At 62.9% G+C, this 24,812-nt stretch carries 22 protein-coding genes and 1 pseudogene; 13 read left to right on the top strand and 10 right to left on the bottom strand.

Annotated elements, in window-relative coordinates:
• The first annotated feature begins 12 nt into the window (after window positions 1–12).
• Window positions 13–219, top strand: coding sequence for a hypothetical protein (locus V1286_RS29020; protein WP_028350436.1), 207 nt, complete (start codon window positions 13–15; stop codon window positions 217–219).
• Window positions 220–357: 138 nt separating this feature from the next.
• On the opposite strand, the gene V1286_RS29015 is transcribed toward V1286_RS29020, so the two are convergent.
• Together V1286_RS29015 and V1286_RS29010 are read right to left on the bottom strand one after the other, a co-directional pair.
• Window positions 358–1,209 (bottom strand): SDR family NAD(P)-dependent oxidoreductase, encoded by an 852-nt coding sequence (locus tag V1286_RS29015; protein WP_334485426.1) that lies wholly within the window; start codon window positions 1,207–1,209, stop codon window positions 358–360.
• 72 nt (window positions 1,210–1,281) lie between these two features.
• On the bottom strand, window positions 1,282–1,662 hold the full coding sequence (locus V1286_RS29010; RefSeq protein WP_334485424.1) for a winged helix-turn-helix domain-containing protein: 381 nt from the start codon (window positions 1,660–1,662) through the stop codon (window positions 1,282–1,284).
• A gap of 106 nt (window positions 1,663–1,768) precedes the next feature.
• Between V1286_RS29010 and V1286_RS29005 the strand changes: the two genes are divergently transcribed.
• The 3 genes from V1286_RS29005 to V1286_RS28995 all read left to right on the top strand — a co-directional run bounded on the left by V1286_RS29005 (window position 1,769) and on the right by V1286_RS28995 (window position 5,343).
• Window positions 1,769–2,893 carry an alkene reductase gene (locus V1286_RS29005; RefSeq protein WP_334485422.1) on the top strand — a complete coding sequence of 375 codons (1,125 nt, stop codon included), beginning with the start codon at window positions 1,769–1,771 and terminating at the stop codon, window positions 2,891–2,893.
• Window positions 2,894–3,042: 149 nt separating this feature from the next.
• On the top strand, window positions 3,043–3,555 hold the full coding sequence (locus V1286_RS29000) for a GFA family protein (protein WP_334485421.1): 513 nt from the start codon (window positions 3,043–3,045) through the stop codon (window positions 3,553–3,555).
• Window positions 3,556–3,678: 123 nt separating this feature from the next.
• Window positions 3,679–5,343, top strand: a complete 1,665-nt coding sequence (locus tag V1286_RS28995) for a thiamine pyrophosphate-binding protein (RefSeq protein ID WP_334485419.1) — start codon at window positions 3,679–3,681, stop codon at window positions 5,341–5,343.
• 112 nt (window positions 5,344–5,455) lie between these two features.
• On the opposite strand, the gene V1286_RS28990 is transcribed toward V1286_RS28995, so the two are convergent.
• Window positions 5,456–6,844 carry an LLM class flavin-dependent oxidoreductase gene (locus tag V1286_RS28990; RefSeq protein WP_334485417.1) on the bottom strand — a complete coding sequence of 463 codons (1,389 nt, stop codon included), beginning with the start codon at window positions 6,842–6,844 and terminating at the stop codon, window positions 5,456–5,458.
• Window positions 6,845–7,038: 194 nt separating this feature from the next.
• Here V1286_RS28990 and V1286_RS28985 point away from each other — a divergent pair.
• Window positions 7,039–8,425, top strand: a pseudogene (locus V1286_RS28985) (M20 family metallopeptidase).
• A 207-nt stretch (window positions 8,426–8,632) separates the two neighbouring features.
• Here V1286_RS28985 and V1286_RS28980 read toward each other — a convergent pair.
• The 3 genes from V1286_RS28980 to V1286_RS28970 form a co-directional block, all read right to left on the bottom strand.
• Complete coding sequence (locus V1286_RS28980; protein WP_334485415.1) at window positions 8,633–10,141, bottom strand: tripartite tricarboxylate transporter permease; 1,509 nt, start codon at window positions 10,139–10,141, stop codon at window positions 8,633–8,635.
• A gap of 7 nt (window positions 10,142–10,148) precedes the next feature.
• Window positions 10,149–10,634 carry a tripartite tricarboxylate transporter TctB family protein gene (locus V1286_RS28975; protein WP_334485413.1) on the bottom strand — a complete coding sequence of 162 codons (486 nt, stop codon included), beginning with the start codon at window positions 10,632–10,634 and terminating at the stop codon, window positions 10,149–10,151.
• Window positions 10,635–10,831: 197 nt separating this feature from the next.
• On the bottom strand, window positions 10,832–11,803 hold the full coding sequence (locus V1286_RS28970) for a Bug family tripartite tricarboxylate transporter substrate binding protein (RefSeq protein WP_334485411.1): 972 nt from the start codon (window positions 11,801–11,803) through the stop codon (window positions 10,832–10,834).
• A gap of 667 nt (window positions 11,804–12,470) precedes the next feature.
• On the opposite strand from V1286_RS28970, the gene V1286_RS28965 reads away from it, so the two are divergent.
• The 6 genes from V1286_RS28965 (at window position 12,471) to V1286_RS28940 (ending at window position 17,785) form a co-directional block, all read left to right on the top strand.
• Window positions 12,471–13,439, top strand: coding sequence for a LysR family transcriptional regulator (locus tag V1286_RS28965; RefSeq protein ID WP_334485409.1), 969 nt, complete (start codon window positions 12,471–12,473; stop codon window positions 13,437–13,439).
• Window positions 13,440–13,542: 103 nt separating this feature from the next.
• Window positions 13,543–14,394, top strand: coding sequence for an amino acid ABC transporter substrate-binding protein (locus V1286_RS28960; RefSeq protein ID WP_334489977.1), 852 nt, complete (start codon window positions 13,543–13,545; stop codon window positions 14,392–14,394).
• Between the two features lie 240 nt (window positions 14,395–14,634).
• Entirely contained in the window at window positions 14,635–15,366 is a 732-nt protein-coding gene (locus V1286_RS28955; RefSeq protein WP_334485406.1) for an amino acid ABC transporter permease, read from the top strand.
• Between the two features lie 2 nt (window positions 15,367–15,368).
• On the top strand, window positions 15,369–16,061 hold the full coding sequence (locus V1286_RS28950) for an amino acid ABC transporter permease (protein ID WP_334485404.1): 693 nt from the start codon (window positions 15,369–15,371) through the stop codon (window positions 16,059–16,061).
• Between the two features lie 6 nt (window positions 16,062–16,067).
• Complete coding sequence (locus V1286_RS28945; RefSeq protein ID WP_334485402.1) at window positions 16,068–16,799, top strand: amino acid ABC transporter ATP-binding protein; 732 nt, start codon at window positions 16,068–16,070, stop codon at window positions 16,797–16,799.
• A 125-nt stretch (window positions 16,800–16,924) separates the two neighbouring features.
• Window positions 16,925–17,785 carry a D-amino-acid transaminase gene (locus tag V1286_RS28940; RefSeq protein ID WP_334485400.1) on the top strand — a complete coding sequence of 287 codons (861 nt, stop codon included), beginning with the start codon at window positions 16,925–16,927 and terminating at the stop codon, window positions 17,783–17,785.
• Between the two features lie 134 nt (window positions 17,786–17,919).
• Here the strand turns inward: V1286_RS28940 and V1286_RS28935 are convergent, their stop codons facing one another.
• Window positions 17,920–18,381 (bottom strand): carboxymuconolactone decarboxylase family protein, encoded by a 462-nt coding sequence (locus V1286_RS28935; protein WP_108519885.1) that lies wholly within the window; start codon window positions 18,379–18,381, stop codon window positions 17,920–17,922.
• 129 nt (window positions 18,382–18,510) lie between these two features.
• On the opposite strand from V1286_RS28935, the gene V1286_RS28930 reads away from it, so the two are divergent.
• Together V1286_RS28930 and V1286_RS28925 are read left to right on the top strand one after the other, a co-directional pair.
• Entirely contained in the window at window positions 18,511–19,794 is a 1,284-nt protein-coding gene (locus V1286_RS28930) for a serine hydrolase domain-containing protein (protein ID WP_334485396.1), read from the top strand.
• Between the two features lie 30 nt (window positions 19,795–19,824).
• Window positions 19,825–21,012, top strand: a complete 1,188-nt coding sequence (locus tag V1286_RS28925) for an acyltransferase (RefSeq protein WP_334485394.1) — start codon at window positions 19,825–19,827, stop codon at window positions 21,010–21,012.
• 196 nt (window positions 21,013–21,208) lie between these two features.
• Here V1286_RS28925 and V1286_RS28920 read toward each other — a convergent pair whose 3' ends face one another.
• Genes V1286_RS28920 through V1286_RS28910 form a run of 3 tightly spaced genes read right to left on the bottom strand, consistent with a single transcriptional unit; the run spans window position 21,209 to window position 24,466 of the window.
• Window positions 21,209–22,003 (bottom strand): fumarylacetoacetate hydrolase family protein, encoded by a 795-nt coding sequence (locus V1286_RS28920; protein WP_334485392.1) that lies wholly within the window; start codon window positions 22,001–22,003, stop codon window positions 21,209–21,211.
• Between the two features lie 17 nt (window positions 22,004–22,020).
• A complete protein-coding gene (locus V1286_RS28915) occupies window positions 22,021–23,388 on the bottom strand; it encodes an LLM class flavin-dependent oxidoreductase (RefSeq protein WP_334485390.1) in 1,368 nt (455 codons plus the stop codon).
• A gap of 28 nt (window positions 23,389–23,416) precedes the next feature.
• Window positions 23,417–24,466 (bottom strand): Ldh family oxidoreductase, encoded by a 1,050-nt coding sequence (locus V1286_RS28910; protein ID WP_334485388.1) that lies wholly within the window; start codon window positions 24,464–24,466, stop codon window positions 23,417–23,419.
• Window positions 24,467–24,812: the final 346 nt, after the last annotated feature.

Raw genomic sequence — 24,812 nt, 5'->3', positions numbered from 1 at the left:
CAGGGCAGGCCGATGTCGAAGCAAGCGATGCGTGAGGAAGCCGAGCGCCTGATCCGCGAGACGATGGAAAAGAAGGCCCTCGTCATCAAGCAGGGCAACACCAGGATCGAGGCAGTTTGCGGCAAATGCGGTGCGCCGAACCGCGTCCAGGCTGAAAAGGGAGCAACCCGCGTCAAATACGTCTGCAAGCAATGCGGCGACAAGCAGGTGACGCTGTAGGGATGCGCGATTGTAGTTTGTAGGGTGGGCAAAGCCAACGGGTCGCGCGAATGCGCGCCCGATGACAGGCTCCGCGTGCCCACCATTCCTTGCGGAGTGCGTGATGGTGGGCACGGCGCAAGTGCGCCTTTGCCCACCCTACGTTCCCTTCACAAACCTCGCGAACGCCTCCGCATAATCCGGATGCCAGCGCGACAGCGCGGGACGATTTTCCACGATATCGCCGGCCGCCCACAGCATGCGCCGTTCGTCGAGCGGTCGCGGCACATCATTGTCGGGGCACAGGATGTAGAAATCCCCGGCCTCGATGCGCGCGATCATGAAGTCGACGGTCTGCTCGGCCGTCCAGGCGCCGGGCGGCTTCTCGGTGCGGCCGCGCGCGGTCAGCGCGGTGAAGACGTGGCCGGGGATCATCAGATGGGCAGTGATCCCGCAGCCCGGTATGTTGCGCAACTCGTGTTGCAGCGCCTCCGTCTGTGCCTTCACGCCGGCCTTCGAGACGTTGTAGGCGGGATTGCCGGGCGGCGTCGTGATGCCCTGCTTGGAGCCGGTGTTGATGATGAGACCGGGCCGCCCGCGTTCGACCATGTGAGGGGCAAACGCCTGCGTACCGTGAATGACGCCCCACAAATTGACCGCGAGAATGCGCTGCCAGTTTTCCAGCGGGCCAAAACTGTTGCTGTCGGGGCCGATGCCGGCATTGTTCATCAGGATATCGGTGCCGCCGAACCGCTTTTGCACTGCGGCTTCCAGGTTAGCCAGGTCGTCGAAGCGGCTGACGTCGACCGAGGCTGTCATGACATCGGCAGCGCCGCCCTTTGCGACGGACGCCAGTTGGGCCGCCGCCTCGGCGAGCCGGTCAGCCCCGATATCCGCGATGCAGACCCTCATGCCGATGGCGGTGAAACGCGTGGCGGCGGCAAGCCCGATGCCGGACGCGCCTCCGGTGATCACGGCAACATTGTTCGGCGACATGGCGGGATGGGGCATGTAAAGTTTCCTGGACTGCTTAGGGAGGGGCGACCTCAGCGCGTCCAGTTATCGCATACTTTCCGCCTGTTATCAGCCCGCGCGTTTCTTCGCCCGGCCGATATCGGATCGCAATGCCTGCAATTCCTTGCGCGCCGCGCTTGTGGCATTGCGTTCGATCTTGCGGTAGCGCGCGACCAGCGAGAGGCCGAACGGCGTCAGCACCGCGCCGCCGCCGTTCTTGCCGCCGGTTTGCCGTTCCACCGCGGCCTGGCGGCAGATTCGGTTGGTTTCATCGACCAGATCCCAGGCGCGCTTGTAGGACATATCCATCGCACGGCCGGCGGCCGAGATCGAGCCGCTTCGGTGGATCGTTTCGAGCAACTCGATCTTGCCAGGACCGATACGCCCCCCTGCGTCGATATCAATGCGAACACTGAGTGAGGGAAGCGACTTGCCGCTCGGTTTTTGCATGGAAGATGTGCTCACTCGCTTGGAGGCTACGCGTTGCGTCCCAAACCTTTTACGAACAAGCTAAAGCGGTTACATATCCGTATCAACACGGGGTTCTGGAATAGACATGAATTATCCATCGCTGTTTTCGCCGCTCAAGGTCGGCCCCTATCAGCTCAATCATCGTCTCGCGTTAGCGCCGTTGACGCGGATGCGGGCGGCAAAACCCTCGCTCGCGCCGCGGCCGCTGAACGCCGAATATTATGCGCAGCGCGCGACGCCGGGCGGGTTGCTGATCGCCGAAGCCTCGCCGGTGATGGAAACGGGCTTCGGCAGCCCCGGCGTGCCCGGTATCTATACCGAGCAACAGATTTCCGGCTGGCGCGAGGTGGTCGATGCCGTTCACGCCAGGGGTGGAATCATTTTTCTGCAGCTCTGGCATGTCGGACGCGTCTCGCATTCCTCGTTCCAGCCTGATGGCGTGTTGCCGGTTGCGCCGTCGGCGGTGCCGATCGCGGACCTGAGAACAGCGACCGCGGACGGCAAGGCGGTGCCTTATGAGACACCGCGCGCCCTTGAGACATCGGAAATTCCCGGCGTTGTTGACGCCTACCGGCAGGCGGCGAAGAATGCGCTTGCAGCCGGCTTCGACGGCGTCGAGGTGCACGGCGCCAACGGCTATCTGATCGAGCAGTTCCTGCAGTCGCATACGAACCTGCGCACCGACCGATATGGCGGCTCGATTCCGAACCGCACGCGCTTCCTGATGGAAGTGACGCAGGCGGTGGTGGACGTGTGGGGCGCCGATCGCGTCGGCGTGCGGCTGTCGCCCTACGGCGTCGCCAATGGCAGCGGCGAGCCGGACCCGATGCCGCTCTACACATATGCTGTTGAACAACTCGGCCTGCTTGGCTTGGCCTATTTGCATTTCATTGAGCCGCGCTCCTCCGGCGCCGGCCGCGCCGAGGTCAATCATCAGAACGTGCCGTCGGCGATGGTGCTGTTCCGCCCGATCTGGAAGGGCGTGCTGATCACCGCCGGCGGCTTCACCGGCGAAGCGGCGGATGCGGCGATCCGGGATGGCCATGCCGACGCGGTCGCGTTCGGCCGCATCTTCATTTCCAATCCGGACCTGCCGCGCCGCCTGCAACGCGGTTTTCCGCTGACGCCCTATAACCGCGCGACCTTCTATGGCGGCGACGTGGCGGGTTATACGGATTATCCGGAACACAACGAACTGGAGCAGGCGTGAGTTACCGCCGTCATTGCGAGCCACCCGGTCGGCGCGTAGCGCCGCCGGATGACAGGCTCCGCGAAGCAATCCATCCGTCCACGGGGAAAGAATGGATTGCTTCGTCGCTTTGCTCCTCGCAATGACGAAACGTGAGGATAGGGCCAAACATGTTTCCGGAAGAGGAATTAGAGAAGAAGAAAACCAAAGCCGTATCCCTCGGCAAGCCCGCCGCCGGCCAATGCCTGTGCGGCAAGGTCACCTTCGAGATCGACGTGCCGGCGCGCTGGGCCTGGCACGATCATTCGCCGGCGAGCCGCCGCGCGCATGGCGCGGCGTATGCGACCTATGTCGGAAGTTGGCGCAAACGCTTCCGCATCACCAAAGGCAAGACCAGCCTTGCACGTTATGAAGACGAGGCCACCAAGACTGTGCGCAGCTTCTGCTCGCATTGCGGCACGCCGATCGCCTATGAGCGCCCACGCTCGCCGCATATGGTCAACATCCCCCGTGCGCTGTTTTCGGGCCGCACCGGGCGGCAACCGCTCTATCACATCGCGATCGAGGAACTGCAGGAATGGGCCTACACCGGTGAGCCGCTGGTACCGCTGAAGGGATATCCCGGCGTGGTCTGGCAGCGATCGAAAAAGAAGAAGCGTACCAACAGCGAGGGGATGTTCTAGTGTTGCTGCTACTTCGTGCCCCGGACGCAGTGCAGCCATGACCTCCCTCCATTGCGCGCGCCCTCCAAGTTTGATCATCTGCCTCCATCCCGCAAGTCAACGAACCGGCGGGCGAGAGGAAATATGAAAAACAAGATCACCGGCCGCTCCGCATTCCTCGCACTGCTGAAGGACGAGGGCGTCACGCATCTGTTCGGCAATCCCGGCACCACCGAGCTGCCGATCATGCACGCGCTGAAGGACCATCCGGACCTCACCTATGTCATGGCGATGCAGGAAAGCCTGGTCGTCGCCATGGCCGACGGTTTCAGCCGCGCCTCGGGCAAGCTCGTCGCCTGCAACGTCCACGTCGCGCCCGGCCTCGGTAACGCGATGGGCTCGCTCTACAACGCGAGCTTTACGGGGACGCCGCTGATCCTGACCGCGGGCCAGCAGGAGCAGGGCCACGGCCTGACCGAGCCGGTGCTCTACGGCCCGCTGGTGCAGATGGCGGCGCCGCTGGTGAAATGGGCCGTCGAGGTGACGCGGCTGGAAGACCTGCCGCGCATCGTGCGCCGCGCCGCCAAGATCGCGACCACGCCGCCGACCGGGCCGGTATTCATCTCTCTGCCGGGCGATATTCTCAATTCTGAGGCCGGCATCGAACTCGGCCGTTCGACCCGCGTCGATACCCGCGTCAAACCGGCGGACGAATCGCTGCAGGCGCTGACCGCGCGCATCCTCAAGGCCGAGCGGCCCGTGATCATCGTCGGCGACGAGATCGTGAAAAGCGATGCATTGAGGGAAGCGGCGCAGCTTGCGGAAACGCTGGGCTGTCCGGCGTATCAGTCGTCGACACCCTATGGCGCGCATTTCCTGTCCGAAAGCCCGTGCTTCATGGGCGCGTTGGCGCGCATCCAGAAGATTGCCCGCGACACGCTCGCGCCTTACGACCTCATCATTGCGCTCGGCGGCGATCCGCTGCGGATGTCGGTCTACAGCGAGACCGATCCGCTGCCGGACGGGCTGTCGATCGTGCACGTCGGCCTGGTCGATCACGATCTCGCCAGGAATTACGGCGTCGAGATCGCGCTCAAGGCCGACGTGCGGGAAACCCTGCGCGCGCTGGTGCCGGCGCTGAAGGCCGCGGGCGGCGGGGCGCTTGAGACGCGGGCGAGACAGGGACTGGACGCGCTGGCGTCGAGGAACTGGACGGCCCGGCGCAAGCCGCTGGTCGAACAGATTTCGAAAGCGGGCAAAACCTCGCCGATCGATCCGGACTGGCTGGCGCTGCAGGTGGTCGAGGCGATGCCTGATAACGCGATCCTGGTCGACGAGGGACTGACGTCATCGCGGCAGATGATCGCGTTGCGGCCGCATCGCGACCGCTACGGCTATCACGCGCTCGCTTCGGGCGGCATTGGCTGGGGATTGCCGGCGTCCGTCGGTGTCAGTCTCGCCAATCCGGAGCGGTCGGTCGTGTGTTACTCCGGCGACGGCAGTTCGATGTATTCGATCCAGTCGCTATGGACGGCGGCCAACCACAAGCTGCCGCTGACATTCGTGATCGTCAACAATGGCGGCTACCGCATCATCAAGCAGCGGCTGCTCGCCTTCCACGGCGACGATCACTATGTCGGCATGGATTTCATCGACCCGCCGGTGGATTTTACGGGAATGGCGAAGTCGCTGGGGTTGGAGGCGACGCGGGTCACCGATCCTTCGCAGTTGAAGTCCGTATTGTCATCCGCCTTCAGCCGTCCTGGCGCGAAGCTGATCGAGGTTGTCGTGAGCAATTCGGTGAATTGATCGTCATTGCGAAATCGTAGGGTGGGCAAAGCGAAGCGTGCCCACCATTCAGATTAGCGATGTGGATAGGTGGTGGGCACGGCGCGAAGTGCACCTTTGCCCACCCTACAAGTTACTTCGCCGCCGCAGCGCGTGGCTTCACGCGATACCTCGCCGCCGGATGCTGCTCCGTTAACCGCGCGCGCCCGGCACCAAACAGCTTCTCCCGCAGCGTTCCTTCCGCATACGCGCTCTTGTAGCGTCCACGCTTTGTCAGCTCCGGCACCAGCATGTCGGCGATATCCTCGAAATCGCCCGGCGAGGTGGCAAACGCGACGTTGAGGCCATCGACATCGGTCTGCTCGAACCAGGCTTCGATATCGTCGGCGACCTTCTCCGGCGGGCCGACCACGACGGGGCCGGCGCCGCCGATGCCGACATGCTCGACGACCTCGCGCACGGTCCAGACCCTATCAGGATCCGCTCGCGTGACGTTGTCGAGCGCGGTGCGCCCGGCGTCGTTCTGAACGTGGCGCACTTGCTGGTCGAGGTCGTAGCCCGAGAAATCGATACCCATCCAGCCCGACATCAGCGCCAGCGCGCCCTCGGGCGCGATGTGGCAGCGATAGTCGGCGTATTTTTCTTTCGCCTCGGCCTCGGTGCGGCCGAGAATGATCGTCATCATGGAGAACATCAGGATCTCGGCCGGATTGCGTCCGATCTCCTTCGCAGCCGCGCGGATCGCCGCCACGCGCGGGCCGATGATCTTGGCCGACGGGCCCGACATGAACACGCATTCGGCGTGCTGGGCGGCAAATTGCCGTCCGCGCGGCGAGGTGCCGGCCTGATACAGCACCGGCGTCCGCTGCGGCGACGGCTCGCTGAGATGAATGGCGTTGAGCCGGTAGTTGGCGCCCTCGTGCTCAATGCGGTGCACCTTGGAAGGATCGGCGAAAATGCCGCGCGCGCGGTCGCGCAGCACGGCATCGTCCTCCCAGCTTCCTTCCCAGAGCTTGTAGGCCAGCTCCATATATTCATCCGCGATCTCGTAGCGGTCGTCATGCGCGGTCTGCTTGTCCTTGCCGGCGCCGCGGGCGGCAGAGTCGAGATAGCCGGTCACCACGTTCCAGCCGATCCGGCCTTCGGTCAGGTGATCCAGCGTCGACATTCTGCGCGCAAACGGGTAGGGCGGCTCGAAGGACAGATTGCTGGTGACGCCGAAGCCGAGGTTTTGCGTCACCGCCGCCATCGCCGGGATCAGCATCAAGGGCTCGTTCGCCGGCGTCTGCGCGGCATTGCGCAGTGCGGCGTCCGGGCTGTTGCCGAACACGTCGTAGACGCCGAGCACATCGGCGAGAAACAGCCCGTCGAACCGGCCGCGCTCCAGCGTCTTCGCCAGATCGAGCCAATAGGGCAGGCGGTTGTAGCCTAAGGTGCGGTCGCGCGGATGGGTCCAGAGCCCCGGCGATTGATGTGCCACACAGTTCATGGCGAAGGCATTGAGCCGGATTTGTTTTGTCATGACGCGAACCTCGGTGCGTGCAGGGTCCAAGGTCCCCCTGCGCGTCCGCCCGGTTAAACGCCGGGCTGTTGCCTGAAATTGTTGCATCCTCGCGATTTTTAGCAAGGCCCATTCGGCAGTCCATGCCACTTCCAGCGGGCGGCTTATCCCGATAGGTTGCGTTCCACACATTAGTGAACAAGGGAAAGAAAAATATGGCTGATAGGGCCGACGCGATTGCGCGGGTACGTGAGCATCTGAATTCCGGCGCGTTTCTCGCCGAGCTCGGCCGCAGGGTCGGTTATCGGACCGAAAGCCAGAACCCCGGCAGCGGCGAGGCGTTGCGCGCCTATCTCGTCGATGACCTCCAGCCCGCCTTCGCCGCCCTCGACTTCTCCACCCGCCTGATCGAATCGCCGAGCGGCAAGGGTCCGTATCTGCTGGCCGATTATCGCGAGGATGCCTCGCTGCCGACCGTGCTCACCTACGGCCATGGCGATGTCGTCGACGGCATGGAAGGCGAATGGCGCGACAACCTCGATCCGTGGCAGGTCCACGACCAAGGGCGAGCGCGTCTATGGCCGCGGCACCGCCGACAACAAGGGCCAGCACAGCATCAATCTCGCGGCCTTGCGCGCGGTGCGCGAGACCCGCGGCGGCAAGCTCGGGTTCAACGCCAAATTCATCATCGAAACCGGCGAGGAGATCGGCTCGCCCGATCTGCGGCAGGTGTGCGAAGCCCACCGCGAGGAGCTGAAGGCGGATCTGTTCCTGGCATCCGACGGGCCGCGGTTGTCGGCCGATCGGCCGACCATTTTCCTCGGCTGCCGCGGCGGCAACCGCATTCACCTCGACGTCAACTTGCGCGAGGGCGGAAACCATTCCGGCAATTGGGGCGGCGTGCTCGCCAACCCCGCGACGATCCTTTGCAACGCCATCGCGAGCCTCGTTGACGGCAAGGGGCGGATGAAGCTCGACGCGCTCAAGCCGCCGCGGATCTCGAACGCCGTCCGCGCGGCGCTCGCGGACGTGAAGATCGAGCCGACTGCCGATGAGCCGGCGCTGGCGGCCGACTGGGGCGAGGAGGGATTGTCGCCGGCCGAGCGGCTGTTTGCCTGGAATACGCTGGAAGTTTTGGCGATGTCGTCCGGCAATATCGAGAAGCCGGCCAACGCCATTCCCGGTCGCGCCAATGCCGTGCTGCAGCTCCGTTTCGTCGTCGGCACCAAATATGAAGAGGTCATCGACGCTGTGCGCGCGCATTTGCATGGCAACGGCTTTCCGATGGTGGAGGTCAGCGGCGCGCAGCGCTTCGCGGCCTCGCGCACCGATGTCGACAGCCCCTGGGTGAACTGGACGGCGAACTCAATCCTGAAGACCACCGGCAAGGCGCCGGCGATCCTGCCGAATTTCGGCGGCTCGCTGCCCAACGACGTGTTCGCTGAAGGACTGGGCCTGCCGACGATCTGGGTGCCGCATTCCTATCCCGGCTGCTCGCAGCATGCGCCGGACGAACACATTCTTCTGCCGGTGACCGAGGAAGCGCTCGCCATCATGGCGGGGGTGTTCTGGGACCTCGGCGAGATGAAGCGGGCGTTCTAGATATTGGCTAGGCGGAAGACCGGCTTGGATCTCACCTCGCCCCGCTTGCGGGGAGAGGTCGGAGCGCGAAGCGCTCCGGGTGAGGGGGTACAGGTCTATCGATAGATCACAATCGCGGAGGCAGCCCCTCACCCCAACCCTCTAAGAGCGAGCTTCGCTCGTCTCGACCCCGTGAAGGACGGGGAGAGGGAGTAATTCAGCGTCAGTTTATGCCCCTTCGTCGAGCGCGACCAGTTCGCGCTTCTTGCGCAGTGCCGGCAGCAGCGGGCCGATCAGCAGTACGGCCGCCAATGCGAGACAGGCGGCCGAGATCGGCCGCTCGACGAAGGTCATCAGATCGCCCTGCGAGAGAATAAGCGACTTGCGCAGGTTGTTCTCCAGCATCGGCCCGAGCACGAAGGCCAGAACCAGCGGCGCCGGTTCGTAGCCGAGCTTGCGCATGAAATAGCCGATAATGCCGAATGCGATCATCACATAGACGTCGAACACGTTATTGCTCGAGCAATAGACGCCGATGATGGTGAACAGGATGATCAGCGGGAACAGGATGTTGTAGGGCAATTTGAGGAGCTGCACCCACATGCCGATCATCGGCAGATTCAGCACGAGCAGCATCAGATTGCCGATATACATGCTGGCGACGATGCCCCAGAACAGGCCGGGGTTCTGCGTGATCATCAGCGGACCGGGCTGCAGCCCGTGAATGACGAAGGCGCCGAGCAACAGCGCCATCACCACGTTCGGCGGAATGCCTAATGTCATCAGCGGAATGAAGGCTCCGCCGGCGGCGGCGTTGTTGGCGGCTTCGGGACCTGCAACACCCTCGATCGCGCCATTGCCGAAGCGCTCCGGCGTCTTGGACAGCCGCTTCTCCAACGCGTAGGACGCGAACGACGAGATCACCGCGCCGCCGCCGGGCAGAATGCCGAGGAAAAATCCAAGGACCGTTCCGCGCGTCATCGGGCCGGCACTGGCTTTCCAGTCCTCCCTGCTTGGAAGGAGGTGCGTGATCTTCGTGTTGATGACGTCGCGCTTGATGACCTGCTCGGTGTTGAACAGGACTTCGGCGACGCCGAACAGGCCCATGACCACGGGAACGAGGCCGATGCCGTCGATCAGCTCCAGGCGGCCGAAGGTCAGGCGCGGTTGCGCGGTGATGCTGTCGAGCCCGATCACGCCGAGCACGACGCCGATGCAGGCCATCAACAGTGCTTTCGCCATCGAGCCCTGCGTCAGGAAGGTAAGAACCACGAGGCCGAGCACCATCAGGCTGAAATATTCGGCCGGACCGAAGGCGATTGCGACGCTGGCGAGCTTGGGCGCCACCAGCATCAGCGCGATCAGCGCAAAGGTGCCGGCGAAGAACGAACCGAATGCGGAGATGCCGAGCGCTGGTCCCGCGCGGCCCTGCTTGGCCATCTGGTGGCCATCGATACAGGTGACGACGGAAGCGGCTTCGCCGGGAATGTTGACCAGGATCGAGGTGGTCGAGCCGCCATACATCGAGCCGTAATAGATTCCGGCCATCATGATGATGCCTGACTCCGGCGTTCCCGACAGCGTGATCGGCAATAGCAGCGACATCGCCGAGATCGGGCCGATGCCGGGCAGCACGCCGACCAGCGTGCCGATGAACACGCCGATGAAGCAGTAGATCAGGTTGGCGGGTTGAAGGGCGACGCCGAAGCCATGGGCGACATTGATGAGTGTGTCCATGGTGCGATCAGCCGATTTCGAAGATGCCCGAAGGCAGTTGGATCAGAAGCAGGCGTTTGAGGACCCACCACATGCCTAGCGGAACGAGCACGGCAACCGGAACGGCCAGCGGCCAGCGCACCGGGTCGACCACGCGCAACAGCAGCAGCATCAGCGGAATCGAGGACAGCAGAAAGCCGAGCGGGTTAAGGGCGAAGGAAAAGGCGATGAGGCAGACGATCACCAGCAGCGGCTTGGTCCAGCGCGTGTTCACCCAGCGCGAGCCGAAGGTCGGCCCGCCCTCGGTCAATGCGGCGATGATGACCGAGGCGGCGAACAGGCACATCAGGATGCCGGTATAGAACAGCACGAACCCGGCGCCGGGGTCGTTGATGCTGCCGAGCTTGAGCTTGAGGCCGGACCAGATCACGAAGCCGCCGAGCGCAAGCCCGATCAGCCCGCCCCACAGCTCGGAATTGTTGAGGCGGAATTTGACGTTGGATTGATCACTCATTTATACTTTCTCTCAGCCGTTCCCCGGACGCTGCGCAGCACCATTAGCGCGTTTACGCGCGTCTTGACGCGCTATGGTGGTGCGCTGCTGAGCCGGGGCCCATGTGTTTGCGGGCGCAGTGGGTCCCGGCTCAGCGGAGCAGCGTGAAGCCGGACGATGCTTCGCATCGCCTAGGCTGCACCGCGTCCGGGACACGGCTAGTTCGTCTTCTTCGCCAGCCCGAGCTTGTCGACCACCTTGCGCTCGGACTCGGTGACCTCGACGACGAACTTCTTGTAGTCCTCGGTGCTCTTGTAACTGGGCACCATGTCGAATTTGGCAAGCGTGGCAATCACGGCCGGATCGTCCAGCGCCTTCTTGAAGGCGTCGTGCAGCTTGGCGACGATCTTCGGGTCCATCCCCTTGGGGCCGGCGATGCCGAACGGGGAGTCATAGACCATGGGGTAGCCGAGTTCCTTCAGCGTCGGCACATCGGGATAGTTCGGCGAGCGAGCCGAGGTCCACACCATCAGAAGCCGCAGCTTGCCGGCGTCGACCAGCGGCCGCCAGCCGGTCGAGTCCGCCTGCAGCATGGTGTGCTGGCCGAGCACTGCGGCATTGGTTTCCGCGCCACCCTTGAAGGGCACCTGCGTCAGCTTGATTCCCGCCATGCCGGCGATCTGCTCCATGCCGATATGCAGCGACGTGCCGGCGCCCGGGGTGGCATAGGTCACCTTGCCGGGGTTCTGCTTGGCGTAGTCGACGACGTCCTTCCAGGTCTTGAACGGCGACTCGGCGCTGGTGGTGACGCCGAACGTGTAGCCGGTGAGGTGGACGATATAGGTGAAGTCCTTGTCCGGATTCCAGGAGACTTCCTGCATCAAGGGCAGGCGGAACACGGTGATCGGGATTTGGGCGATGGTGTAGCCGTCGGACCTGGCGCCTGCCGCCATGGTGGCAGGGCCGACGGTGCCGCTGCCGCCGGCCTTGTTGTCGATGGCGATCGGCTGTCCGAGCACCTTGGACGCGCTTTCGGCGATCGCGCGCATCGAGATGTCGGTCGAGCCGCCTGCCGGCCAGGGGACGATCAGCGTGATCGGCTTGGTGGGATATTCCTGCGCGCCGGCGGCTGCTGAAATCAGCATGCCGACGGCAGCGACAGCGATCGTCAGACGGCGAGCTCTGGACATATCGAACACTCCCTTGCGGCCTCTTTTGTGGGGAGGCGCGCTTATCTTCTTTTTCTGGGTTCGATCTTCCCCGAAATCGCCAGAGAAGAAAAGCGTATTGACCGCGGCGAACACCGCCGAGGCGGTCGCAATCGGGTGGAAATGTGACATGCGACAAATTGGTCTGGCGCGGCCTCCCGAGATACGGAATTATGCCGCGGCGGCAGGGCAAACGCGCCTGCTTTGCTGGCCTCCGGCTTGCGATCGATCATATCGGCCGTCAGTGATCGTCCGATCGAAACGCGCAAGAACCGATCGGGCGAAGGGTGTCGCTCGCCAAATCAAGGCCCGGGACGCCGCCATTGATGCCAGGTCTGCATGATGCAAAATTTGCATAACCTGCTCGCGACGTGGCAGGCTAATGAAGGCGCGACCTCATGGGTGAACGCGGACCGGTTTGTATGACTGGGCGAGGAATGATCGGGATTGTCGCACTGATGACGGCACGGTGTGGCGATGCAAAGCTTGCATTGGCCGGCCTGCCGGCCAATCCGCTACGTTTGCCGGCATGGGGCTTCACATTTCGTATCGAGAACCGGCGCCGGTTGGCGTCCGCGGCCTTGCGCTGCCCCGAGGCGGCCTTTGCGGCCGCGCGGCGGGCGCGGCCCGCATCAAAGCGGGGAGCGTGATGGAGCTTCGCTGGCTTCAGGATTTCCTGATGGTGGCCGAGACCGGCAATTTTACACGCGCCGCCGAGAAACGAAATACGTCTCAGGCGGCGTTCAGCCGCCGCATCAAGTCGCTGGAGGCCTGGCTCGGCTTCGACCTGATCGACCGCAGCGTCTACCCGACGCAGCTCACGCCGCAAGGCGAGCGTTTCCGCGAACATGCCGGCGAGTTGCTGCGGCAGATGCTCGACAGCCGTCTCGAGCTTGGCGGCAAGCCGCTTCGCCGCAACGAACATATCCGCATCGCCCTGCCGTTTGCGATGGCGACCGCGCGATTGCCGCATTGGTGGCAGGCCTGGTCACAGGAGCGGCGGCTGAGCTGCTCGGTGGTGGTGGGCAACATCCACGATCTCGTCACCTCGCTGGTGTCAGACAATGTGGACCTGATGATCTGCTACCACCACGCCCAGCAGCCGATCCATCTCGATCCGGATCTTTACGAGCGTGTGACGCTCGGCACAGAATTCCTGCGGCCCTATGCCAGCGAAGCGCTGGTGGCCAAGGGCGGCGCGGCGCTGCCCGGGCGGGCGTCGCATCCGGTCCCCCTTTTGATGTATTCGCCCGGCGTCTATCTCGCCCGCCTGGTCGATCTCATTTTGGAGAATGCGCCCATTTTCGGCGTACGGGTGATCGAAAGTGACATGTCCGACGTCCTCTGCGGGATGGCGCTGAGCGGCCGTGGCGTGGCTTGGTTAACGGAGGGCACCGTGGCGGCGTCGGGCCGGAAGCGGCTGACCCCGATCGGCGGCGACAAATGGGCGTTGCCTTTGTCTTTAGTCGCATTCAGGGGTCGAATGCATGATGGTCAACGGGCGCTAAATCTGTTTTGGTCCGAATTGTGCAGGCATAGTGCCGGGCACGCCGGGGGCGGTCTTGCGAAGACAGGTTCGAGACCGCCGGCCAAACGGCCCGGCAAGTTGCTGAGTTAGGGTTGATGAGCAATCATCTGAAACCTTTTGAGGGAGAAGTTACGTGAAACACCGTCAGATTATCGGCTGCCTGCTCGCGGGTGCGTTGTGCACCACCCCGGCAATGGCGCAGGAACTCACCGGGACGCTGAAGAACATCAAGGACACGGGCGCCATCACGCTCGGCTTCCGCGACTCGTCCATTCCGTTCTCTTATCTTGACGACAACCAGAAGCCGATCGGCTACGCCATGGACATCTGCTACAAGATCGTCGATGCCGTGAAGAAGGAGCTCAAGCTCGACAAGCTCGAGGTCAAGCTCAATCCGGTGACGTCGTCGACCCGCATCCCGCTGCTCGCCAACGGCACCATCGATCTCGAATGCGGCTCGACCACCAACAATGCCGAGCGCCAGAAGCAGATTTCCTACACCAACACCCACTTCCTGACTGCGAGCCGCTACGTCACCAAGAAGGCAAGCAAGATCAATTCGATCGACGACCTCAAGGGCAAGTCGGTGGTCTCCACCGCCGGCACCACCAACATCAAGCAGCTCACCGAAGCCAACGGTGCGCGCAACCTCAACATCAACATCATCCCGGCCAAGGATCACGCCGAGGCATTCCTGATGGTCGAGACCGACCGCGCGGTGGCCTTTGTGATGGACGACATCCTGCTGGCGAGCCTGATCGCTGGCTCGAAAGCGCCGGCCGACTACGTCATCTCCAAGGATGCGTTCTCCAAGCCCGAGCCCTACGGCATCATGCTGCGCAAGGACGATCCCGCCTTCAAGAAGGTGGTCGATGCCGCCACTGCGGCGCTCTACACCGGCGGCGAAGGCCAGAAGATCTACGACAAGTGGTTCACGCAGAAGATTCCGCCCAAGAACCTGAATCTCAACGTTCCGATCAGCTCCGAACTCAAGAACGAGTTCGCCAAGCCGTCGGACTCGCCGGATCCGGATTCGTATAAGTAAGGGCAGACCTCATCTAGGTAAGGGTAGACCTCATCGTGAGGCGCCGCGCTATGCGCGGCGCGGCGCCTCCAGCAATAACGGCGAAGCCGTTATGCAGGGTGAGGGGCAAATAGCTGGTCCGGCCATTTTTCAAGCGGAGAATGGCCGGACTTTTGCATAAGCATAGTGACGCATAAGCGTTAGTGATACATAAGCGTTAGTGACCAGGGGCCTTACCGGCACTTTTGGGCAGGGTGCAGCGTGAACTATAACTGGAACTGGCACATCTTCTTCGAGCCGAACCCGACCGGGGCCGGCACCTATCTCGACATGCTGGTGGCGGGATTGCTGCTGACCATCAAGACGGCGCTGCTGGCCTGGGTCATTGCGCTGATCTTCGGCACGATCATCGGCATCTTGCGCTCGCTGCCGTCGAAGACGGCATCCTGGATCGGCTTTGGCTACGTCGAATTCTTCCGCAACATGCCGCTGTTGGTGCAGCTGTTCCTCTGGTTCTTCGTGCTGCCCGAACTGTTGCCGCGCGCTGCGGGGCTGTGGATGAAGCAGCTTCCCAACGCGCCGTTCTGGACGGCGGCGATCGGGGTCGGCCTGTTCATGTCGGCGCGCGTCGCCGTACAGCTCGCCGCAGGGATCGCCTCGCTGCCGCGCGGGCAGAAGCAGGCCGCGACCGCGCTCGGGCTGACGACCGGGCAAGGCTATCGCTACGTGCTCCTGCCGATCGCGTTCCGCATCATCCTGCCGCCGCTCACGTCCGAATTCCTCAACACCATCAAGAATACCTCGGTCGCGATCACCATCGGCCTGATCGAGTTGACCGGCCAGGCGCGGGCGATGCAGGAATTCTCGTTCCAGGTGTTCGAGGCCTTCACCGCCGCGACCGTGATGTATCTGGCGATCAACATCATCGTCGTCACCGGCATGCGCTTCCTCGAACGCAGCCTGGCGATCCCCGGCTACATCACGGGGAAATGACGATGTTCGACAATCTCGATTTCGACGTCATCCGCCGCTCGCTGCCGTATCTTTTCCTCGACGGCATGAGCTTTACGCTGATGCTGACCGGGTTGTCGGCGCTGGGCGGCCTAGTCTTCGGCACGCTGATCGCGCTGATGCGGCTGTCGAGCTACAAGCTGCTCGGCCGTATCGCCGGGCTCTATGTCGACTTCATGCGCTCGCTGCCGCTGGTGCTGGTGATCTTCTGGTTCTATTTCCTGGTGCCCTATATCGGTCAGTGGCTGACGGGCGCGTCGCGGCCGATCCGCGTCGGCGCGTTCACCTCATCCCTCGTCACCTTCATCATGTTCGAGGCGGCGTATTTCTCCGAAATCATGCGCGCCGGAATCCAGTCGATCTCGAGGGGACAACCGGCGGCGGCAAGCGCGCTCGGCCTGACCTACGCCCAGTCCATGCGCTACATTGTGCTGCCGCAGGCGTTCCGCAACATGCTGCCGGTGCTGTTGACGCAGACCATCGTGCTGTTCCAGGACACTTCGCTGGTCTACGTGCTGTCGATCCCGGACTTCCTCGGCGCCGCCAGCAAAGTAGCCCAGCGTGACGGGCGCCTAGTCGAGATGTACCTGTTCGCGGCGTTGGTTTATTTCGTGATTTCCTGTGTCGCGTCCTATGGCGTCCGGCGCCTGCAGGCGCGCATTGCTATTGTTCGGTGAGAACCCATGATCGAAATCAGCCACGTCAATAAATGGTACGGGCCGAGTTTCCAGGTGCTGAAGGACTGCACCACCAGCGTCGCCAAGGGCGAGGTGGTGGTGGTGTGCGGTCCGTCGGGTTCTGGAAAGTCGACGCTGATCAAATGTGTCAACGCGCTGGAGCCGTTTCAGGAGGGCCAGATCATCCTCGACGGCATCAAGGTCAACGATCCCAAGACAGATTTGCCGAAGCTGCGCGCCCGCGTCGGCATGGTGTTCCAGCACTTCGAGCTGTTTCCGCATCTGCGGATCATCGAGAATCTGTGCCTGGCGCAGGAGAAGGTGCTGGGGCGCTCGCACGACGAAGCCATGGCCAAGGGTCACAAGCTGCTCGAGCGCGTCGGGCTGACGGTGCAGGCAAACAAATACCCGGCCGAACTGTCCGGCGGCCAGCAGCAGCGCGTGGCGATTGCACGGGCTCTCGCCATGGACCCGATCGCGATGCTGTTCGATGAGCCGACTTCGGCGCTCGATCCCGAAATGATCAGCGAGGTGCTCGACGTCATGGTCGATCTGGCCCATGAGGGCATGACCATGATGGTCGTCACCCACGAAATGGGTTTTGCCAGCAAGGTCGCCAATCGCGTGATCTTCATGGACAAGGGCGAGATCGTCGAGGATGCGCTGAAGACCGATTTCTTCGGCAGTCCGCGCAGCGAGCGCGCGCAGCAGTTCTTGTCGAAGATTCTCTCGCATTAGTTTCCCGTCATTCCGGGTTCGCCTCTTCGAGCGCCCCGGAAGTGACCGCCGGAAGCTTTGTCCGCGTTGACACCTAACGTATAGGAATGCCGCCACCGGCTTCGCTACCTCCAGGAGACTCTACTTTGGAACAGATCGCTTACGTCAACGGTTCATTCGTGCCCCTTTCAGAGGCGAAGGTCTCGATCCTCGACCGCGGATTCCTGTTCGCCGACGGCATCTATGAAGTCGCGGCCGTGCTCGACGGCAAGCTGATCGACAATGCCTCGCATCTGGCGCGGCTGGAGCGCTCGGTCGGCGAGATCGAGCTGGCGTTGCCGGAGACAACCGCACGCATCCAGGAGATCCAGAAGGAGCTGATCGCGCGCAACAATCTCGTCAACGGCATGGTCTATCTGGAAGTGACCCGCGGCGCCGATACCGGGCGCGACTTTGCGTTTCCCAAGGGCGACGTCAAGCCGACGCTGATCATGTTCACCTCGACCAAGGACATCATCAATGCGCCGTCAGCCAAGACCGGCATCAACGTGATCACGGTGCCCGATCTGCGCTGGGCGCGGCGCGACATCAAGAGCGTGGCGCTGCTGGCGCAGGTGCTGGCCAAGCAGGCGGCGGCGGTGGCCGGCGCCGGCGAGGCCTGGATGATCGAGGATGGCAAGGTGACCGAAGGCGGCTCGTCGTCGTGCTTCATCCTGACCCAGGACGACGTGATCGTGACGCGGCAGAACGGCAGCGCGATCCTGCCCGGCTGCACCCGCAAGGCGGTGGTTGCTCTGGCCGAAGAGCGCCAGCTTCGCGTCGAGGAGCGGGCGTTTTCCGTCGAGGAGGCGCTGGCCGCCAAGGAAGCCTTCGTCACCAGCGCGAGCGTTTTCGTGCAAGGCGTGGTATCGATCGACGGCAAGAAGGTCGCCGACGGCAAGCCCGGCCCGATGACCAACCGCCTGCGCGAGATCTATGTCGAGTTCGCCAAGGCGACGGCGGTGTAGTGCGATAGTTCTCGCAGCGTCATTGCCGGGCTTGACCCGGCAATCCATCGCGCTTCAAAGATTTTCTTGTTTGATGGATGCGCGGGTCAAGCCCGCGCATGACGAGTGAGGACGCTGATGCGCTGCGCGGTCACTTAAGCCACCGCGGCCTTGGCCTTCACCGGGTGTACCGCGCGAAAGGCGATCGCAAGCCTGTTCCAGGCATTGATGGCCCCGATCAGCATGGTCAGATTGACCGTCTCCGTCTCCGAGAAGTGGGCGCGCACGTCTGCGTAGAGATCGTCGGGCGCGTGGGTTTCGGCGATCAGCGTCAATGCCTCGGTCCATGCCAAGGCGGCGCGTTCGCGGTCGGTGTACAGCGGCGACTCGTGCCAGGCGTTCAACAGATACAGCCGCTGCTCGGTCTCGCCCAGCTTGCGGGCGTCCTGGGTGTGCATGTTGATGCAATAAGCGCAGCCGTTGATCTGCGAGGCACGCGTCTTTACCAGTTCGATCAGCGATTTTTCGAGGCCGGACGCGACGATCTGGGCCTCCAGCGCGACGAGCGCTTTGATGGTGTCAGGGGCGGCCTGGTAGTAGTTCATCCGGGGTTTCATGGTCGTTCTCCTCTGAACGTTTTCAATTTGAACGATTGTCGGAGTGTATCCGATCGAGAAGATGGTCGCCATCTGGATCGATGCTTGTCGATCTAATAAGGTCGTAACCTGGAATGGGGAAAATCGCGCATGCCTACGCACAAGCCGGTGTCATCAAGTCATCATGCGTCGCTGCTGGCAGTGGTCGTCGCGCTGGCCTGGCTGGGCGCCTTGCTTCCCGTCGTGGCATTCGGTCCGCCGCCGAATGCCACGTTGTCGGTGGAAAAGCTCTCACGGATCGACGCGTTTCTCAACGACCAGGTCGCACAAGGGGAAATTCCAGGCGCTATCGTTCTGATCCAGCGCCACGGCAAGCCGGTCTATTTCAAATGGTTCGGCAAGCGCGATGTCGATGCCGGAATCGATATGCCGAGGGATACGATCTTTCCGCTGCATTCGCTCACCAAAACGGTCACTAGTTTTGCCGCGATGATGCTGATCGATCGCGGCAAGATCAAACTCGACGATCCCGTCGCCAGGTACATTCCCTCTTTCGCCGGCATGAAGGTCGGCGTCGAGCGCAAGGATGAGTCCGGCAAGGCCGTGCTCGATCTCGCGCCATTGCGCCGGCCGGTCACGATCGAGGACCTGCTGCTGCATACATCGGGGATCACTTATGGCTTCTACGGGCCGCGAGGGCCGGTGAAGGCGGCGTATGACGGCATTTATCTCGGCGACTTCGACAATGCCGAATTTGCCGAGCGGATCGCCAAACTGCCGCTGGCGGAGCAGCCGCGCACGCTGTGGGATTACGGGCATTCGATCGACGTGCTCGGCCGCGTGATCGAGGTCGTTTCCGGGCAGTCGCTGTACCAGTTCGAAAAGACGGAACTGTTCGATCCCCTGGGGATGACGACGACCAAATTCTTTTTGACCGATCCGGCTGAGCGGAGCCGCTATGCCCGGCCGCTGCGCAAGGATCAGCATGTTGAGCGGACTTCGCTCGATGTTACGCGATGGGAATCCGGCGGCGGCGGATTGGTCTCGACGGTTGCCGATCTCGCGCGCTACGGGCAAATGCTCCTCAATGGCGGCACGCTCGACGGCAGGACCTATCTCAGTCCCGCTACGTTTGCGGCGATGACGACTGACCATATCGGCCCGGGCTCGGGCGTCGAACGCAATTACTTTTATTACCCTGGCGACGGCTTTGGGTTTGGCTACGGTTTTGGTGTCCGCACCAATCCCGGCAATGCCGTGCCGCCGCCACCGGGCTCGCTCGGCGAAATCAAATGGGACGGCGCCACCGGCGCCTACCTCGTCATCGACCGCGCCCAGGACATGTTCTTTGTCGTGCTGGAAAACGCGCCGTCGGCCCGCCAGCATGTGCAGGTGAACGTCAAGAAGCTGATTTACGACGCGTTCGAGAAATGACCGGGCGCAGGCTCGATGGGAAATAGCGAGATGCTGCGCAAGACCGATCGGAGCGACAGGACCGTCAAGGTGAGGGCGCGCATCGTTGCGCTGGACCGCGCCCGCACCTTCATCACGCTGTTGGTGCTGGTTCATCACTCCGTGGTCAACTACACCCATTTCGGCAGCGGCGATAAAATGCGCTGGTTGGGGTTCGACCTCGTCGTGCTGTTCAACGACAGCTTCTTCATGGCCTGCATGTTCCTGATCTCGGGCCTGTTCGTTCACGACAGCCTGATGCGCAGAGGCGCCGCGGATTTCCTGCGCCATCGGGCATGGCGGCTCGGCATTCCCTTTCTGGTTTCGATCTTCGTGCTGATGCCGATTGCATACTATCCGACCTTCCTGCGCTATCATCTGCCCGGCACCACCGACTTCAACTTCTTTCACTTCTGGTGGCGCACGCTGACGGTCGGCCCCTGGCCGTCGGGTCCGGCGTGGTTCCTGTGGGGACTGCTGGCGCTTGACATCGTTGCCGCGGCGCTGCTGGCAGTCGCGCCGCGCCTGCGGAAGATGTCTGGCCTGCTGATCTTTTCGCTGCGCGACCGGCCGTGGACGGCGTTTGCGGCCTTCCTCGGCGTCTCGACCGTCGTCTACGTACCGATGCGGCTGATATCAGGCGATGCGAGTTGGCTGGAGCCGGGCGGCTATCCGCTGCCTATCCAGACCAGCCGGATTCTGCTCTATGCCGGCTATTTCCTGACCGGTGTCGGCATAGGCGTGGTTAGCCTTCGTGCAGGAATCCTGAGCGAGGAAGGTGCGTTGGTCAGGCGCTGGCCGCTTTGGCTTGCCTTTGCGTCGTTGTTCTACGGCGCCATCCTGCTGCTGGTCTATGCCCATCACAACTGGATCGCAGATTTCGATTCACCGCCGCTATCCTGGCAGACCGGCTATGGCCTTGCCTTTGCGCTGTTCAGCGCAGCGATGACGTTCACGGTGCTGACCGTGTCGCTGGCCTTCGCCGCATCGGGCATGAAGCTGCTCGATGCCATGCGGCCATCTGCCTACGGCATCTTCCTCACCCACTACATCTTCATCCTCTGGCTGCAATACGCCGTTTACGATTATTCATGGCCGGCCGTCGTCAAATTTGCTGTCGTTTTCATCGGCACGCTGGTGCTGAGCTGGGGGGCCACGGCGCTGTTGCGGAAAGTTCCGATTGTGTCGAGAATGATCTAAGGTTCAACTGAGGAGGTCGCAGCCGTCATTGCGAGCGAAGCGAAGCAATCCATAAGGCCGCAAGCGGAGATATTGATTGCTTAAGGGCCGAGCGGGGTGGAGCTGCGAGTCATGATGATTCTACGCAGGATAGATACTCGCGCGGACGAACCTTACCCGATGCCGATTCCCGCGCCTGTCCTCATTTCTGAGGACGTCAAACTTCCTCCGCCGCGAACCTGTTGCGCAACGTCCCGATCCCGGTGATGTCGATTTCAACGACGTCGCCGGCTTTCAGGTTAGGTGAGGCGCCGTCGGTGCCCATCCAGATCACGTCGCCGGGCCACAGCGTGAAATACTTGGTCAGCTCGACGAGGAACGGCACGATGCCGAAGATCATGTCGTTGGTGCGGAAGCGGCCGGTCTCCTTGCCGTTGACCCGGATCACGGTTTCCATCTTGTCGAGATCGACTGATGTTTCGATCCACGGCCCCATCGGCTTGAAGGTGTCGGCGTTCTTGGAGCGCCACAGGCTGCGGTCGGCCTTCTGCCAGGTGCGCTCGCTGACATCGTTGCCGATGGTGTAGCCGAACACGCAATCCATCGCGTTGGCTTCGCTCAAGTGTTTTGCCTTCTTGCCGATGACAACCACGAGTTCGCCCTCGTAGTGGATCTTCTCGGTCGCGGTCGCCGGAATCACCACATCCTCGTCATGGGCGATCAGCGCGTTCTGCGCGCGATAGCCGATCTCGGGTCGATCGGGCACGTTGGGCACGTTGGGCACCGTGCCGGCCTTGTCGGCGGCTTCCTTGAGATGCTTGAGGTAATTCAGCCCGACGCAATAGAAGGTGCGCGGGATCAGCGGCAGCTCGATCTTGACGTCTTTCAGCGCATGCGACTGCGTTCCGCGCTGCCATTCGCCGAGCGGATCTCCGTTGACGGCGATCACGTTGTCGCCCTCGACAATGCCCCAGGAGGTCTTGCCGGCGGTGGTGAATTTGAGCCAACGCATGGTTCTTCCTCTTGTTCTTATTCGGCCGCGGCCCGCGGCGTGGCTTTCCAGGCGCCGGCGGCAGGACGCGTCAGGCCGAGATTCTCGCGCAGCGTCTTGCCGGCGTAATCCCTGTGAAACAGCCCGCGACGCTGCAGTTCCGGCACGATGTGCCGGACGAAATCGGCATAGGAGCCCGGCACGATGGTGGCTGCGATGACAAAGCCGTCGCAGCCGCGCTCGACGAACATCTCCTCCAGCTTGTCGGCGATCTCCTTCGGGCCGCCGACGATCGCGTCATGCACCTGGCCGCGGCCGGAGAAGGTGACGAAGTCGCGCGCGCTCGGATTAGTCTTCCCCGAATTCTTGAGCACGCCGTCGCGAATGCCAAGGATGCCCTGCATGCTCTTGAGCTCTTCTGTTGTCAGCGGCTCGTCGAGCGGCTTGGCGGCGAAGTCGTAGTTCAGCGCCTCCGCGAGCAGCGACAGCGCATCGATCTGCAGCGGCAGCTTGTTGATGACAGCCATCTTGTCTTCGGCCTCAGTCTTGGTTGCGCCGCAGACGGGTGTGGTGAGGTTGCAGAGGCGCATCTGGTCGGGATCGCGGCCGGCTTTGGCCGCTTCGTTGCGGACCGCCGCATAGCCTTCCTTGGCGGCGGCCACGTTGCGCGCGGCGGTGAAGATCACCTCGCCCCATCGCCCCGCAAAACGCTGGCCGCGGCCGGACGCGCCGGCCTGGATGATGACGGGATGGCCCTGCGCCGAGCGCGGAACGGTGAACGGACCGCGCGACTTGAAGAACTCGCCCTTGTGGTCGAGCCGCTTCACCTTGGCCGGATCGGCGAAGCGGCCGCTCTTCTTGTCCATGATCAACGCGTCGTCTTCCCAGGTGTCCCAGTGGCCGAGCACGACTTCCATGAATTCGTCAGCGCGATCGTAGCGGTGGTCATGCTCGAGATGGGCGTCCTTGCCCATGTTGTGGGCCTCGCCGTCATTGAGCGAGGTGACGACGTTCCAGCCTGCGCGTCCGCCCGACATCAGATCGAGGGTGGCGAAGCGGCGCGCGACATCGAATGGCTCGTAATAGGTGGTCGAGCAGGTCGACCCCAGCCCGAGCTTCGTCGTCACCATGCCCATCGTGGTCAGCACGATCAGCGGGTCCATCTTCACGCAGCGGATGCCGTATTCGACGGTGTGGGCGTGGTCGTTGCCGTAACGGTCGGGCATCGCCAGGCGGTCGTCGAAGAACGCCATGTGGAATTTTCCGGCTTCGAGAATCCTGGCGATTTCCTGGTAGTAATCGGCCGACATCGAATCGTCGCGCGATTCCGGATGCCGCCACGAACTCGGCAGATTGGTGCAGTTCTGCGCCTGCAGGAATCCCACCAGCGCCATTTGCCGTGTCATGCGGTTCTCCTTGTGCGGGCGGAATTCATTACAAGTCGAGCTCTGCGACGAGCCTGTAGTCGGTGGCCAGCGCCTTCAATTTGTCCCAGGTCGCGTCCTCGACCTCGATGCCGTCGCGCCTGCGCTGCTGTTCGCGGATATGTTCGACCTCGCCGGGATAGAACACGCCGGGCGAGCCTTCCGATGGCCGCGTCGATTTCAGATAGCGCGCGAACTCGCCGACTTCCCTCTCGAAATCCTTCAGCGGGCGGAACGCGGCGACATTGAACACCGCCATGAAGCATCCGTCATTGTGGCGACCGGTCGGCTCGACGCCAAAGCCAAGTCCCGTGAGCAGGCCGCACAACACCTCAACCATCGCGGCGAGGCCGCTTCCCTTGTAGCCCTCGCTGCCGCCGAGCGGCAGCAGTGCACCGCCCTTGCGATACTGGGTGGGATCGGTGGTGTGCCGTCCCTCGGCGTCGATGATCCAGCCCTGCGGGATCTGTTCGCCGCGCGCCACCGACAGCGCGATCTTGCCGGCCGCGACCGCCGAGGTCGCCATGTCAAGATAGAACGGCGCCTCGAGGTCGGATGGCACCGCAATCGAGATCGGATTGGTGCCGAGCCGTGCCTCGCGGCCGCCGAACGGCGCGACATGCTTCGGCGAGCGGCCGGAGTCGGCGGTCGCAATGCCGATCATGCCCTCGCGCATCGCCATCAGAGGATAGGCGGCGAGCCGCCCGACATGGCTTTGGCGGAACACCGTGCAAGCGGCGACGTTGGCGGTCTTCGCCTTCTCGATCGTCAGCGCCATCGCCTGGGCGTTGACGTGAAAGCCAAAGCCCCAATGACCGTCGATCACGGTCGTGGTCGGCGATTCCTGGACGATGGTCCATTTGGCGCCGGGCACGATATGGCCGGCCTTGATGCGGTCGATATAGGTCGGGATCGCGATCACGCCGTGCGAGTCATGGCCGGCGAGATTGGCGTTGACGCAGCCGACCGCGACGGCGCGAGCCTCCTCCTCCGACGCGCCGGCGGCCTTGAGCAGCGCCGCGCCGATATGCGTGAGACGGTCGGCTTGGACCATCGGCATGGAAATTTCCTCTACCTTTAACGCCCGCGTGAAGACGGGTCTTGCTTGTTGCCGCGGCCGGTATGGTCTCAAAGCGGCGGCGGCAGGGCAAGCGTGGAAATATCCTGTTAGCCATGCTGCCGGCACGGTTCTCGATGGCTTTCGAATTTCATCCTGCAAAATTCGAATTGCGTTCGGCTGCCTGTATTCCGGCCGGCGCGCGCCGGCGGTATGGCTGACAAATCGTGAATCAGCCAGTAGTTCTCCTGAGCGACGTCGCGGTTCGTTGGTCCGACATTTACTCTGAATCGCAACTGCGGGCCGCCAATAACGAGCATTTAGGCCACCTGCACGCATAAAATCCGCG

The organism is Bradyrhizobium algeriense, assembly GCF_036924595.1.
Classification (GTDB): Bacteria; Pseudomonadota; Alphaproteobacteria; order Rhizobiales; family Xanthobacteraceae; genus Bradyrhizobium; species Bradyrhizobium algeriense.
Note: the sequence above shows the minus strand (reverse complement) of the source record. Positions and strands in the feature narration are given on the sequence as shown.